Origin of the sequence: Zeimonas arvi (assembly GCF_008039575.1) — a bacterium.
Taxonomy (GTDB): domain Bacteria; phylum Pseudomonadota; class Gammaproteobacteria; order Burkholderiales; family Burkholderiaceae_E; genus Zeimonas; species Zeimonas arvi.
This window is the reverse complement of sequence record NZ_VDUY01000001.1, coordinates 726,862-741,155: the sequence shown is the minus strand read 5'-3', so window position 1 is coordinate 741,155 and position 14,294 is coordinate 726,862. Positions and strand designations below refer to the sequence as shown.

At 69.6% G+C, this 14,294-nt stretch carries 11 protein-coding genes and 1 pseudogene; 5 read left to right on the top strand and 7 right to left on the bottom strand.

From position 1 onward, the window contains the following. Window positions 1–230 precede the first annotated feature (230 nt). Complete coding sequence (gene aroG, locus FHP08_RS03445; protein WP_147702880.1) at window positions 231–1,295, top strand: 3-deoxy-7-phosphoheptulonate synthase AroG; 1,065 nt, start codon at window positions 231–233, stop codon at window positions 1,293–1,295. A 50-nt stretch (window positions 1,296–1,345) separates the two neighbouring features. After that, window positions 1,346–1,936 (top strand): cyclic nucleotide-binding domain-containing protein, encoded by a 591-nt coding sequence (locus FHP08_RS03440; protein WP_147702879.1) that lies wholly within the window; start codon window positions 1,346–1,348, stop codon window positions 1,934–1,936. 40 nt (window positions 1,937–1,976) lie between these two features. Here FHP08_RS03440 and FHP08_RS03435 read toward each other — a convergent pair whose 3' ends face one another. Continuing rightward, a complete protein-coding gene (locus tag FHP08_RS03435) occupies window positions 1,977–2,534 on the bottom strand; it encodes a cob(I)yrinic acid a,c-diamide adenosyltransferase (protein ID WP_147702878.1) in 558 nt (185 codons plus the stop codon). Window positions 2,535–2,683: 149 nt separating this feature from the next. Here FHP08_RS03435 and FHP08_RS03430 point away from each other — a divergent pair, with 149 nt between their 5' ends. From FHP08_RS03430 to FHP08_RS03420, 3 genes are all read left to right on the top strand, one after another. Further along, window positions 2,684–3,742 carry a porin gene (locus FHP08_RS03430; RefSeq protein WP_187272149.1) on the top strand — a complete coding sequence of 353 codons (1,059 nt, stop codon included), beginning with the start codon at window positions 2,684–2,686 and terminating at the stop codon, window positions 3,740–3,742. Window positions 3,743–3,774: 32 nt separating this feature from the next. Further along, window positions 3,775–5,190 (top strand): FAD-binding oxidoreductase, encoded by a 1,416-nt coding sequence (locus tag FHP08_RS03425; RefSeq protein WP_147702876.1) that lies wholly within the window; start codon window positions 3,775–3,777, stop codon window positions 5,188–5,190. A 91-nt stretch (window positions 5,191–5,281) separates the two neighbouring features. Further along, on the top strand, window positions 5,282–5,824 hold the full coding sequence (locus FHP08_RS03420; RefSeq protein ID WP_147702875.1) for a hemerythrin domain-containing protein: 543 nt from the start codon (window positions 5,282–5,284) through the stop codon (window positions 5,822–5,824). Here FHP08_RS03420 and FHP08_RS03415 read toward each other — a convergent pair. The 6 genes and pseudogenes from FHP08_RS03415 to gcvP form a co-directional block, all read right to left on the bottom strand. Then, window positions 5,821–6,618, bottom strand: a complete 798-nt coding sequence (locus FHP08_RS03415) for an amino acid ABC transporter ATP-binding protein (RefSeq protein WP_147703121.1) — start codon at window positions 6,616–6,618, stop codon at window positions 5,821–5,823. The two genes, FHP08_RS03420 and FHP08_RS03415, sit on opposite strands and share 4 nt — an antisense overlap. A 31-nt stretch (window positions 6,619–6,649) precedes the next feature. Next, entirely contained in the window at window positions 6,650–7,786 is a 1,137-nt protein-coding gene (locus tag FHP08_RS03410; RefSeq protein WP_147702874.1) for an amino acid ABC transporter permease, read from the bottom strand. A gap of 3 nt (window positions 7,787–7,789) precedes the next feature. After that, a complete protein-coding gene (locus FHP08_RS03405; RefSeq protein ID WP_147702873.1) occupies window positions 7,790–8,932 on the bottom strand; it encodes an amino acid ABC transporter permease in 1,143 nt (380 codons plus the stop codon). 94 nt (window positions 8,933–9,026) lie between these two features. Continuing rightward, window positions 9,027–10,054, bottom strand: a pseudogene (locus FHP08_RS03400) (amino acid ABC transporter substrate-binding protein). Window positions 10,055–10,155: 101 nt separating this feature from the next. Continuing rightward, window positions 10,156–11,292 (bottom strand): glycine cleavage system aminomethyltransferase GcvT, encoded by a 1,137-nt coding sequence (gene gcvT, locus FHP08_RS03395; RefSeq protein ID WP_147702872.1) that lies wholly within the window; start codon window positions 11,290–11,292, stop codon window positions 10,156–10,158. Next, window positions 11,289–14,291: an aminomethyl-transferring glycine dehydrogenase gene (gene gcvP / locus FHP08_RS03390; RefSeq protein WP_147702871.1), complete on the bottom strand. Its 3,003-nt coding sequence runs from the start codon at window positions 14,289–14,291 to the stop codon at window positions 11,289–11,291. The genes gcvT and gcvP overlap by 4 nt, the downstream gene beginning before the upstream one ends. Window positions 14,292–14,294: the final 3 nt, after the last annotated feature.

The following is a 14,294-nucleotide window of genomic DNA, read 5'->3' as shown; positions in this document are numbered from 1 at the left end:
CGGCAGGCTAAGGCATACACTCGATTCGTCATGTTGCACCGCATCGCGTTCTACTTTTTTTATTTTTTCGGCTTTTTCCGCCCGCGGCGGGACGAGTCGGGAGCGCGTTCGTAGACAGCAGGACTGAACCGAATCCGATGAAGACCGCCGGCGAGCCCGGCGGTTTTTTTTTGCACCGTCTCGCCGGATCCGAAGACCCCGATCAACCAAGCCGTCAACGAAGGCCCGTCATGACCGTCACCACCGATGATGTCCGGATCCGCGAGATCAAGGAGCTCGCGCCGCCCTCCCACCTGCTTCGCGAGTACCCGATCGGCGATCGCGCGGCGGCCACGACCTACGCTTCGCGTCAGGCGACCCACCGCATCCTGCATTCGATGGACGACCGGCTGCTGGTCGTCGTGGGGCCCTGCTCGATCCACGACTCGAAGGCGGCGCTCGAGTACGCGCAGCGCCTGGTGGCGGTCCGCGAACGCCTGAAGGACGACCTCGAGATCGTGATGCGGGTCTATTTCGAGAAGCCGCGCACCACGGTGGGCTGGAAGGGGTTGATCAACGACCCGGATCTCGACGACACCTTCAACATCAACAAGGGGCTGCGCACCGCCCGCTCGCTGCTGCTGGACATCAACGAGATGGGGCTGCCCTGCGGCACCGAGTTCCTCGACATGATCACCCCGCAGTACATCGCCGACCTGATCGCCTGGGGCGCCATCGGTGCGCGCACCACCGAGTCGCAGGTGCATCGCGAACTCGCCTCGGGGCTGTCCTGCCCGGTGGGCTTCAAGAACGGCACCGACGGCAACCTGAAGATCGCGCTCGACGCCATCAAGGCGGCCTCGCAGCCCCACCATTTCCTGTCGGTGACCAAGGGCGGACACTCGGCCATCGTGTCGACCAACGGCAACGAGGACTGTCACATGATCCTGCGCGGCGGCAAGGCGCCGAACTACGACGCGGCGAGTGTCGATGCCGCCTGCAAGGAGGCCGCGGCCGCCGCGCTGGCCTGCCGGCTGATGATCGACGCCAGCCACGGCAACAGCCAGAAGAAGCCCGAGAACCAGATCCCGGTGCTGAAGGACGTCGCCACGCAGCTCGCCGCCGGCGACATGCGGATCTTCGGGGTGATGGTCGAGAGCCACCTGAACGCCGGCCGCCAGGACCTGGTGCCCGGCAAGGCGCTGACCTACGGCCAGAGCATCACCGACGGCTGCATCGGCTGGGAGGACACGGTCTCGATTCTCGAGCACCTGGCCGATGCCGTTCGTCAGCGCAGGCTTGCCGTCGACGAATGACCGGTATCTGATTCGTCCTATAGACTTCGGGCCTGCTTCCGGAGGTGGAAATGCAGACGACGAATGCCGCGCCCCAGGACCAGGCGGCCGCCACGGCGGGCGCCGGGCGGCGCACGCCCCACGAGCGCCTGACCGCGCTGGGGCTGGTGCCGGTCGGCCGCGCCAACGACTACGCCGAGGAGATCCACCGGCTGATGTCGCGCACGCCGCTCTTTTCAGGTCTCGAGATCGAGGAAACCCGCAAGCTGGGCGGCTTCATGTACGTCTACGAGGCGCCGCCCGGGGTCACCATCATCAACGAGGGCGAGCCTGGCGACTTCATGATGCTGCTGATGGACGGCATGATCGACGTCCTGCGTCGCAATCGCTACAACTATCCCTCCCGGATCGCGGTGGCCCATGTGGGCCACGCACTGGGCGAGATGTCGATGTTCGACGGCGAGCCGCGCTTCGCCTCCTGCGTCACGCTCGAGAACTGCCGGCTGGCGGTGCTCTCGCGCGACTCGCTGATGCTGGTGCTCTCCGAGGAGCCCGAGCTCGGCAACAAGATCCTGCTGAAGCTGGTCCAGCTGCTCTCCGACCGGCTTCGCCAGACCAGCGCCAAGCTGGTGTCCTACCTGGAAGCCGCGCGCGACACCTGACAAGGTGTGAAGGGATCCGATCTCTTCACGCCTTGCGCGCTCAGCCGCCCTTGACGCGGTCCTTCTGCCAGAGCACGTCGCCGCAGCCCGCCTCGCGGTTGAGCACCCGCGCCAGCACGAAGAGCAGATCGGACAGCCGGTTCAGGTATTGACGGCACACCGGACGCAGCGTCTCCTCGCGGCCCAGCGACACCACGGCGCGCTCGGCCCGCCGGCACACGGTGCGCGCCACGTGGGCGATCGCGGCGGTGCGCGCGCCTCCGGGCAGGATGAACTCCTGCAGCCGCGGCAGCGCGGCGTTGTGTTCCTCCAGCAGCGCGTCGAGCTTCGCGACCTGCGCCTCGTGCACGTTCTCGAAACCCGGGATGCACAACTCGCCGCCCAGGTCGAACAGGTCGTGCTGGATGGCGATCAGCTGGTCGCGGATCGCGTCGGGCACGGCCTCGGCGAGCAGCAGGCCGATCGTCGAGTTCAGCTCGTCGACCTCGCCGATCGCGGCGATCCGCAGGCTGTCCTTGCCGGTTCGGCTGCCGTCGCCCAGCCCGGTGGTGCCGTCGTCGCCGGTGCGGGTGGCGATGCGCGAGAGTCGGTGTCCCATCTCCTTGGTCCTGCTCGGGGGAAAGCCCGCAGTTTAAAGCCTGCGGGCAGGGCGCCGGCGTCAGGGCCTTTCGCCTTTGGCCTGGGCGCCGGGTCGGCTAAGATCGAGGGCCTTCGCCGACACCCGACTCGCCGACCCCCGACATGCCGATGCCCGCCCCGTCCCGACACATCCTGCTCGCAAGCGCCTGTCTCGCCGGCGGCCTGCTTGCCGGTCCGGCGTTCGCGCAGCATACCACCGTCTACGGCGTGATCGACGGCTTCGCCGGGTCGATCCGGACCGAGTCGCCCGGCGCGCCGGCCGTCTCGCGGACCGTGGTCGACTCGGGCGGCATGCAGACCTCCTTCGTCGGCGTCGCGGGCGCCGAGGACCTGGGCGGCGGGCTGAAGGCGGTGTTCCAGCTCGAGGCCTTCCTGCGCAACGACACCGGCGCGGCCGGGCGCTTCGACGGCGACGCCTTCTGGGCGCGCAGCGCGGCGGTCGGTTTCGAGGGCGGGTTCGGCCGCACGACCTTCGGCAGGAACACCGCGCCCTACTTCGTGTCGCTGCTCGAGTTCAACCCGCTGGCGGACTCCTTCGTCTTCGGGCCGATGATCGCGCACACGTTTCGCGGGACGCTGGCCGGCGACACCGGCATGAGCAACTCGATCCGGCTGCAGACCGCGGGCCGCGGCCCCTGGCGCAGCGACCTGCTGTGGTCGGCCGGCGAGGAGCGGGGCACGCAGCCCGACCGCAAGCGGGGCAGGGCCTTCGACGGCGTGATCCACTACGGCTCGGGGCCGTTTGCCGCCTCGCTGGCGTACCGCTCGATCGACCTGTCGGGCACCCTCGCGCCGGGCGACGGCCGCGAGCAGAAGGCCTGGCTGCTGGGCGCGAGCTACGACCTGAAGGCCGCGAAGCTTTTCGCGCAGTACCAGGACATCGCCGACAGCGGCGCGGGCCCGGCCACCGAGGTCGATGTCCGCACCTGGCAGCTCGGCGCCTCGGTGCCGCTCGGCCCGGGAAAGCTCCTCGCCTCGTGGGCGAACTCGAAGATCGAGGACGCCGACCCGCTGTCTTCCGAGAAGCGCGACGGCTGGGCGCTGGGCTACGACCACCTGCTCTCGAAGCGCACCGATCTCTACGCCATGCTCTACCGCGACGCGCTGAAATCTCCGGCAGGCCCGACGGAACGGGTCATTGCCGTGGGCATGCGGCATCGCTTCTGAGCGGCGCCCATCGCACATCCGGAGTCACCGACATGAACCACCCCTACGCCTTCAGCGACGCGCTGCGCCGCCCCTTGCCCGACGCCATGATCGCCGCGCTGCGCGCGCGCTTCGGCGAGCGTTTCAGCACCGCCCAGGCAGTGCGCGACCACCACGGCCGCGACGAGTCGCCGTTCCCGGCGATCCCGCCCGACGCGGTCGTCTACGCCCACAGCACCGAGGAGGTCGCCGAGGTGGTGCGCCTGTGCGCGCAGGACAAGGTCCCGCTGATTCCCTTCGGCGTGGGCTCGTCGCTGGAAGGGCATCTGCTGGCGGTGCAGGGCGGGGTGTCGATCGACCTGTCGCAGATGAACAAGGTGCTGGCGGTCAACGCCGAAGACCTCACGGTGACCGTGCAGGCCGGCGTGACCCGCAAGCAGCTCAACGAGGAGCTCAAGAGCACCGGGCTGTTCTTCCCGATCGATCCGGGCGCGGACGCCAGCCTCGGCGGCATGAGCGCCACCCGCGCCTCGGGCACCAACGCGGTCCGTTACGGCACGATGAAGGAGAACGTGCTGGGGCTCACCGTGGTCACCGCCGACGGCAAGGTGATCCGCACCGCCACCCGCGCCAAGAAATCCAGCGCCGGCTACGACCTCACGCGGCTCTTCATCGGCTCCGAGGGCACGCTGGGCGTGATCACCGAGGTCACGGTCAAGCTCTACCCGGTGCCCGAGGCGGTGTCGGCCGCGGTGGTCAACTTCCCGACCATGGCCGACGCGGTCGACACGGTGATCCAGACCATCCAGCTCGGCGTGCCGGTCGCCCGCAGCGAGTTCCTCTGCGACCAGACGATCCGCGCGATCAACGCGCACAGCAAGACCACGCTGCGCGAGGCCCCGACCTTGTTTTTCGAGTTCCACGGCACCGAGTCTTCGGTCAAGGAGCAGGCCGAGCTGGTCCAGCAGCTGGCCCGCGAGCACGGTGGCCAGGACTTCGAGTGGGCGAGCCGCCCCGAGGATCGCACCCGGCTCTGGAACGCCCGCCACAACGCCTATTTCGCCTGCCTGCAGATGCGGCCGGGCTGCCGGGCGATCTCGACCGACACCTGCGTGCCGATCTCCCGGCTGGCCGACTCGATCAGCGGCGCGCGGCGCATCCTGGACACCGCGAAGTTCCCGACCATGCTGCTGGGCCACGTCGGCGACGGCAATTTCCACGCGGTGCTGCTGATCGATCCGGACGACGCCCAAGAGGCCGAGGAGGCCGAGCGCCTGAACGACGAGATCGTCAGGCTCGCGCAGTCGATGGACGGCACCTGCACCGGCGAGCACGGCGTGGGCCTGCACAAGATCGGCTTCCTCGAGGAAGAGGCGGGCGCCGACGCGATCGACCTGATGCGGCGGATCAAGCGGGCGCTCGATCCCGACAACATCCTGAATCCGGGCAAGATCTTCCGCCTAGACTGAGGGCGCCGGTGCGGGGGCTTGTCTTGCGTCAAGACCCCGCCGCCCTCATGCGCCCAGACTGGCCCGAGTTCCTCGTTCGGGCCCGCACACCATGAGCGCCAAGTCATCCCAGCAAGAGGGGCCGATCGCCGGCTTCTCGAATTGCCACGCCGGCATCCTGTCGCGCTTCGAGCGCCTGAAGCGCTTGCCGCAACTGCTCGCCGATCCGGCAGACCTGCCGGCGGCCCGCCAGTTCGCCGACGGCATGGTGCGCTTCGTGCGCGATGCGGTGTTCGAGCACCACGCCGAGGAAGAAGAGGCGCTGTTTCCGGCGGTGGCGCGCAGCGCCGCGCCCGGCGACGAGCGCCAGCTGGTCGACTCGCTGATCGCGCGCCTCACCCGGGAGCACCGCGAGCTCGAGGCCTTGTGGGCCGGACTGGAGCCCGCGATGAAGAACTTCGCGCGCGGCAAGACGGCCGACATCGACACCAAGGCGGTCGATCGCCTGTGCCGCTCCTACGCCGAGCATGCGCACTTCGAGGAGCGCGTCTGGCTGCCGCTTTCGGAGCGGATCCTGAAGCCCAACGACCAGGCGGCCCTGGGGCTCACCCTTCACCTGCGGCACGCGCTCGACAAGGTCGTCGCGCACATCTAGCGGTGCAGGATCTGGCTGAGGAACTGCCGGGTCCGCTCGTTCTGCGGGTCGTCGAAGAAGGGGCCCGGCGCGTTCTGCTCGACGATCTCGCCGCGGTCCATGAAGATCACCCGGTCGGCCACCGCCCGCGCGAAGCCCATCTCGTGGGTCACGCAGAGCATGGTCATGCCCTCGCCGGCCAGCATGATCATCGTGTCGAGCACCTCCTTGACCATCTCCGGGTCCAGCGCCGAGGTGGGTTCGTCGAACAGCATGATCGAGGGCGTCATGCAAAGCGCGCGGGCGATCGCCACCCGCTGCTGCTGGCCGCCCGACAGCTGGCCGGGGTACTTCTGCGCCTGGTCGGCGATGCGTACCCGCTCCAGGAACTTCATCGCGGTGGCCTCGGCCTCGGCTCGCGGCTTCTTGCGCACCCAGATCGGCGCGAGCGTGCAGTTGTCGAGCACGGTCAGGTGAGGGAACAGGTTGAAGTGCTGGAAGACCATGCCGACATCGGAGCGGACCTGGTCGATGTGCTTCAGGTTGTCGGTCAGTTCGGTGCCATTGACCACGATCCGCCCCTTCTGGTGCGGCTCGAGCCGGTTGATGCAGCGGATCAGCGTGGACTTGCCCGAGCCCGACGGCCCGCAGATCACGATGCGCTCGCCGCGGGCCACCGTCAGGTCGATGTCCTCGAGCACGTGGAACTCGCCGAACCACTTGTTCAGCTTCTCGATGACGATGGCCGGCGGGCCGCCCGCCTCGTTCGGCTGCGCGGCGGCGCCGGCGGCTGGGTTCGGGTTCGACGGGTTCATCGGGTTCACTCGAGGGCTCCGGCTGCGGATCTCAGCGCTGGTGGCCGCGCGCGAAATCGCGCTCCAGCTTCTGGCTGTACTTCGACATCGCGAAGCAGTAGATCCAGTACACGACGATCGAGAACAGGAAGGCCTCGATGAAGTACTTCTTCCATGAGAAGTCGGTCTCCACCGATTTCTTCACCGCGTAGGCGAAGTCGTAGATGCCGATGATCACCACCAGCGACGTGTCCTTGAACAGCGAGATGAAGCTGTTGACGATCGGCGGGATCGAGATGCGCAGCGCCTGCGGCAGCACGATCAGCCCCGTGGACTTCCAGTAGGGCAGGCCGAGCGCCTCGGCTGCCTCGTACTGCCCCCGGGGCACTGCCTGCAGCCCGCCGCGCACCGCCTCGGCCAGGTAGGCCGCCACGAACAGGATGATCGCGATCTGCGCGCGCAGCAGTTGCTCGATGCGCATGCCCTCGGGCATGAACAGCGAGAACATCACCGACGCCATGAACAGGACGGTGATCAGCGGCACGCCCCGGATCACCTCGATGTAGACCACGCAGAAGGCCCGCACCAGCGGCAGGCTCGACCTCCGGCCCAGCGCGAGCAGCACGCCCAGCGGAAAGGCGAAGGCCACGCCGAATATCGCCAGGATCAGCGTGACCGGCAGCCCGCCCCACTGCTCGGTGCGCACCGGCGCGAGCCCCAGGCCGCCGCCCATCAGCCAGAAGGTCAGCGCCAGGCCGATCGTCCAGACGACCGCCAGCCGTCGGTTCCAGAAGGCGCGGAAGGCCGAGACCACCAGCAGGCCGGAGAGCACGAAGATCGCGATCGCCGGGCGCCACTGCTCGTCAAAGGGGTAGACGCCGAACATCATGAAGCGGAACTTCTCCCAGACCACCGCCCAGCAGGCGCCCTGGCCGCGCACCGCGTCGCAGGCCGAGAGCGGTTGGTTTCCCCACACCGCGTCGAAGAACAGCCACCCCGAGGCCTTCGGGACGATCCAGGCCAGTGCGGCCAGCAGCAGGATGGTGAGGGCGGTGTCGAAGGGGGTGGCGAACAGGTTCGTCCGCATCCAGGCGAACGGGCCGCGGGACAGTGCGGGCGGCGCGCCGGGGACGCGCGGGCCCGCGCCGGGCGAGCCGGGGTCTGGCGTGCTGGCGGCGGGTCCGGTCATCGCTCAGCGCTCCACCAGCCGGACGCGGTTGTTGTACCAGTTCATGAACAGCGAGATCAGCAGGCTGATGCTCAGATAGACCGCCATCAGGATCGCGATCGCCTCGATCGCCTGGCCGGTCTGGTTCATCGTGGTGTTGGCGACCGCGACCAGGTCCGGATAGCCGATCGCCACCGCCAGCGACGAGTTCTTGGTCAGGTTCAGGTACTGGCTGGTCATCGGCGGGATGATCACGCGCAGCGCCTGCGGCAGCGTGACCAGCCGCAACTCCTGGCCGCGGTTCAGGCCCAGCGACATCGCGGCCTCGCCCTGGCCGCGATCCACCGCCAGGATGCCCGCCCGCACGATCTCGGCCACGAAAGCCGCGGTGTAGGTCGACAGGCCGATCAGCAGCGCGAGGAACTCGGGCGACAGCACCTTGCCGCCGCGGAAGTTGAAGCCGCGCAGCTCAGGGTAGACCAGCGAGGTCGGCGCGCCCAGGGCCGCCCAGGCGGCCAGCGGCAGGCCCAGCACCAGCAGCGCCATCGGCAGGCCGACCGGAAGCTGCCGGCCGGTGCGATCCCGCACCCGCTTCGCCCGGGCGCGCCAGGCCAGGGCCAGCGCGATGCCTGCGAGCAGCGCCCAGCCAGCCGCAGGCCATGCCGCGTGCGGCTCGGGCCAGGGATAGTAGAGGCCGCGCTGGGTGACGAAGATCCCGCCGCCCAGGTCGATCGCCTGGCGCACCGGGGGCATCAGCTCGGTGAACAGGCCGTACCAGACGAAGAGCTGCAGCAGCAGCGGAATGTTGCGCATCGTCTCGACGTAGGCCGAGGCGAGGCGGGACATCAGCCAGTTCGTGGACAGCCGCGCCACGCCCACCAGCGTGCCGATCGCGGTGGCCAGCACGATGCCCAGCAGCGCGACGTGCAGCGTGTTGAACAGCCCGACCAGGAAGGCGCGGAAATAGGAGTCGCTCGGCGCGTAGGCGATCTGCGACTCGGCGATCTCGAAGCCGGCCTCGCGGCCGAGGAAATCGAAGCCGACCTGGATCTGCCGGGTCGACAGGTTGTGCAGCGTGTTGCCGATCAGGTACCAGCCGACCCCGAAGACGGCGGCCAGCAACAGCAACTGGTAGAAGATGCCGCGTGCGCGCTCGTTGGAGAGCATGGGGCGGACTCCTGGGCCAGGACCGGGCGAGCGTGCGACGGAGGGATCCGGGCCGGCAAGGCCGGGCCGGGTCCCCCGAACCCGAAGGGACCGATCAGCGGATCGGCGGCGCGTACATCAGCCCGCCCTTGGTCCACTGCGCATTCAGGCCGCGCTGGATGCCCAGCGGCCCGATGTTGCGCTCGTACATCTCGCCGTAGTTGCCCACCGCCTTGACGGCGCGGATCAGCCAGTCGTTGTCCAGGCCGATGCTCTTGCCGGTGTCGCCCGACAGGCCCAGCAGGCGCTGCAGCGGCGGATTGTTCGCGGCCTCGCCCTTCTTCGCCTCGACGTTGGCCGAGGTGACGCCCATCTCCTCGGCCTCGAGCAGACCGAACAGCGTCCACTTGACGATGTTGAAGAACTCCCAGTCGCCGCGGCGGACCATCGGGCCCAGCGGCTCCTTGGAGATCGCGTCGGGCAGGATCACGTAGTCGTCCTTGTTGGGCGCCTTGAGACGCGTGGCCGCCAGGCCCGAGATGTCCGTGGTGTAGACGTCGCAGCGGCCGGCGAAGAAGGCCTGCTCGATCTGGTTCAGCTCGGCGATCACCACCGGCTTGAAGTTCATCTTGTTCGAGCGGAAGTAGTCGCTGACGTTCAGCTCGGTGGTGGTGCCCGGCTGGTGCCCGGCTGCACGCAGACCGTGGCGCCGTCGAGCTCCTTGGCGCTCTTCACGCCGAGCTTCTTGGGCACCATGAAGCCCTGGCCATCGTAGAAGAGCACGCCGGTGAACACCGAGCCCAGCGTCGCGTCGCGCGACGAGGTCCAGGTGGTGTTGCGCGACAGCATGTCGGCCTCGCCGGCCTGCAGCACGGTGAACCGGTTCTGGGCGTTGGTGGCGACGAACTGCACCTTCTCCGGGTCGCCCAGGATCGCGGCGGCCACCGCGCGGCAGAAGTCGGCGTCGATGCCGTTCCAGCGCCCCTTGCTGTCTGGCGCCGAGAAGCCGAGCAGGCCGGTATTGACCGCGCAGCGCAGCGAGCCGCGCTCCTTGATCGCGTCGAGGGTGGGGCCGGCCGAGGCGAGGGTGGGGGCCAGCAGCGCGGCGCAAGCCGCCAAGCCGATCAGGAATCGTCGTGCCATGCTTCGTCTCCGTTCGTTGTCGGTCACGCCCGGGGGAGGCGTGCTCGTTTCGTTGCTACGGGGCGAAGTCTAGCCATAGAACCCCGGCCGCTCAAGGCTTCTCAGCGTTTGTAGCGCTTGGGCACGAAGGGCAAGGAGGTGACCTGAACCGCCGGCCGCTTGTCGCGCACCACGGCGCGAAGCGGCGCGGTGGCTTCATGCTCGATGGCCTGGCGTTCGAGCCACGCCAGCATCACCGGGTGGCCCAGCGTGGGCGACACGGTGCCGCTGCTGACTTCGCCGATCTGGCGCTCGTGTGCGTCGACGATCGCGCTGTGCGCCCGGATCGGCACCGGGTCGTGCGAGACCAGGCCGACCAGCTTGCGGTGCGCGCCCTCGGCAAACTGCCTCAGGACCGTCTCGGCTCCAGGGAAGCCTCCGGCCTTCGGACCGCCGGGCCGCCGCGACTTCGGGATCGCGAAGGCCAGTCCGGCTTCCACCGGCGAGGTCTGCGGACCGATGTCGCTGCCGTGCAGCGGCAGGCCGGCCTCGAGCCGCAGCGTGTCGCGCGCGCCCAGTCCGGCCCACCTGACCTCGTCGATCTCGAGCAGGCGGGCGGCGATCGCCTCGGCCGCCTCGACCGGGATCGAGATCTCGTAGCCGTCCTCGCCGGTGTAGCCCGACCGGGTGGCGAAGCAGTCGGCGCCGAGCAGCTTCAGCGCGGCCGCCTGCATGAAGCGCAGCGAAGCGGCCTGCGGGTCGAGCGCCGCGAGCGCCTGCTCCGCGCCCGGGCCCTGCAGCGCCAGCAGCGCCGCCGGCACCCATTCGAAGTGCAGCTTCGGGCAGTGACGGTGGAACCACTTCAGGTCTGCGTCGCGGTTGCCGGCGTTGACCACGATCCGGACCTCGGCGTGCCGGCCGTCGGTGAGGTGGACCAGCATCAGGTCGTCCTCGATGCCGCCGGCGTCGTTGAGCAGGTACGAGTACTTCTGCTGGCCGCTGGCCCAGTCCTCGAAGTCCACCGGCAACGCCGCCTCGAGCTGGGCGTGCAGCGTCGCGGCCCGGCCGTCGGCGGCGGTCACGCGCAGCTGGCCCATGTGCGAGACGTCGAAGAGGCTCGCGGCCTCGCGTGTGTGCTGATGCTCGGCCTTGAGCCCCGACGGGTACTGGATCGGCATCTCCCAGCCGGCGAACGGGCCCATCTTTGCGCCGGCGGCGCGGTGCATCGCATCGAGCGGGACGCGTCGGGTGTCGGTCATGCTGTCGCTCCTGCCGGCTCGACGGCCGGCGCCGGGTGCGCCTCGGGGGCGTCGTCTTCCTCGTAGTCGGACATCGGCGGGCAGCTGCAGACCAGGTGACGGTCGCCCGCGGCATTGTCGATCCGCTTGACCGACGGCCAGAACTTGGCCTCGCGCACCCAGGGCAGCGGGAAGGCGGCGGTCTCGCGCGAGTAGGCGTGCGTCCACTCCCCGGCGATCTCGGCCGCGGTGTGCGGCGCGCACTTGAGGGGGTTGTCCTCGGCGTCCCACTCACCGCTGCGGATCTTCTGCAGTTCGCCGTGGATCGCGATCATCGCGTCGCAGAAACGGTCGAGCTCGGCTTTCGGCTCGGACTCGGTAGGCTCGACCATCAGCGTGTCGGCCACCGGGAAGGACAGCGTGGGGGCGTGGAAACCGTAGTCCATCAGCCGCTTGGCGACGTCCTCGGCCGACACGCCGTATTCGGCCTTCAGGTTGCGCATGTCCAGGATGCACTCGTGGGCCACGCTGCCCGAGTGCCCGCGGTACAGCACCGGGAAGTAGTCCTGCAGCCGGGCGGCCACGTAGTTGGCATTCAGGATCGCGACCTCGGTGGCCTTGCGGATGCCCGATGCGCCCATCATCCGGATGTACATCCACGAGATGGTCGTGATCAGCGCGCTGCCGAAGGGCGCCGCCGACACGCTCCCCGGCTCGCCCGAGAGCGGGTCGGTGGGCAGGTGGGGCGCCAGGTGCGCCGCCACCGCGATCGGCCCCATGCCCGGGCCGCCCCCGCCGTGCGGGATGCAGAAGGTCTTGTGCAGGTTCATGTGGCAGACGTCGGCGCCGATCAGCCCCGGCTTGGTCAGGCCGGCCTGCGCGTTCAGGTTCGCGCCGTCCATGTAGACCTGTCCGCCCGCGTCGTGGACCCTGCGGCAGACCTCGACGATCGTGTCCTCGAACACGCCGTGGGTCGACGGGTAGGTGACCATCAGCGCGGCGACCGCATCGCGGTGCTTCGCGATCTTCGCGTCGAGGTCGGCCAGGTCGATGTTGCCCTGGTCGTCGCAGGCCACCACGACGATCTTCATCCCCATCATCTGCGCCGACGCCGGGTTGGTGCCGTGGGCCGACGCAGGGATCAGGCAGACGTCGCGATGGCCCTGGCCCCGGGCGGCCAGGAAATCGCGGATCGCCAGCAGGCCGGCGTACTCGCCCTGGGCCCCCGAGTTCGGCTGGAAGGAAACGGCGGCAAAGCCGGTGATCTCGGCCAGCCAACGGCCGAGCTGCTCGAGCATCGCCGCGTAGCCGGCCGCCTGCTCGCGCGGCGCGAAGGGATGGATGGCGGCGAACTCGGGCCAGGTCACCGGCGCCATCTCGGCGGCCGCGTTCAGCTTCATCGTGCAGGAGCCGAGCGGGATCATCGAGTGGACCAGCGAGATGTCGCGATTCTCGAGCTTCTTCAGGTAGCGGACGAACTCGCTCTCGCTGTGGTGCCGGCTGAAGACCGGGTGGGTCAGCACCGCGTCGGTGCGCCGCAGCGCGGCCGGGACCGAGGCCGGATCGGCCGGCAGCGCGTCGAGCGCCGCCTCGAGCGAGGCCGCGTCGAGATGCTGGCCGGTCAGCACGAACACCAGGTCGACGATGTCGACCGGCTTCACGGTCTCGTCCAGCGCGATGCCGATGCGCGCCGGCTCGCCTTCGGCCGCCGGCAGCTCGCGCAGGTTGATCCGCAGCGCGGCGGCGCGCTCGCGGATGTCGGCGAGCAGCGTGCCGACGTCGAAGGCCAGCGTGTCGAACCAGGCCGCGTGCGCGGGCTGCAGCGGCGCGCCGCCGCGGGCCTGCGCGACCTCGGCCAGCAGCTTCGCCAGCAGACGGCCCATCGCGTTGACCCGCAGCGCGATCCGGCGCAGCCCCTGCGGCCCGTGCCAGACCGCGTAGAAGCCGGCCATGTTGGCGAGCAGCGCCTGCGCGGTGCAGATGTTGCTGGTGGCTTTCTCCCGGCGGATGTGCTGCTCGCGGGTCTGCAGCGCCATGCGCAATGCGGGATTGCCGGCGGCGTCCTTCGACACGCCGATGATCCGGCCGGGCATCGTGCGCACCAGCTCTTCGCGCGCCGACATGAAGGCGGCGTGCGGGCCGCCGTAGCCGAGCGGCACGCCGAAGCGCTGCGCCGAGCCGATCGCGATGTCGGCGCCCATCGCGCCGGCCGACTTGACCAGCATCGCGGCCAGCGGGTCGCAGCCCACCGACACCCGCGCGCCGGCGGCGTGCAGCGCGGCGATCTGCGGCGTGAAGTCGCGCAGCCGGCCCTGGGTGTCGGGGGTCTGCAGGTGGGCGCCGAAGAAGTCGGAGTCGCCTCCGGTCTGCGCCGTGTCGCCGCCCAGCACCGTTTCGGCATGGCCGGTCACCACCTCGAATCCCATCCACTGCGCGCGGGTGCGGATCACCGACAGCACCTGCGGGTGCACGTCGGCGTCGACGAAGAAGCGCGTCGATCTCGACTTCGACGCGCGGCGCGCCATCGCCATGGCCTCGGCGGCCGCGGTGGCCTCGTCCAGCAGCGAGGCATTGGCCACCGGCAGGCCGGTCAGGTCGATGATCATCTGCTGGTAGTTCAGCAGGGCCTCGAGCCGGCCCTGGGCCACCTCGGCCTGGTAGGGCGTGTAGGCGGTGTACCAGCCCGGGTTCTCCAGCACGTTGCGCCGGATCGGCTCGGGCACGAGGGTGTCGTGGTAGCCGGCGCCGATGTAGCTGCGCCAGACCTGGTTGCGGGCGGCCAGGCCGCGCAGCTCGGCCAGCGCGTCGGCTTCGGTGGCCGGGCCTTCGAAGGCGAGCGGCGCGTCGAGCAGGATCGCCGGCGGCACCGTGGCGCGGATCAGCGCGTCACGGCTGGGGTGGCCGAGCCGGGCCAGCATCGCGGCCTGCTGGGCCTCGGAGGGGCCGATGTGGCGGCCGTGGAATTCGTCGGGGGCGAGCAGCGCGCGAACGCCGTCGCCCGCCTGGTCATGCGGGGTCATGGA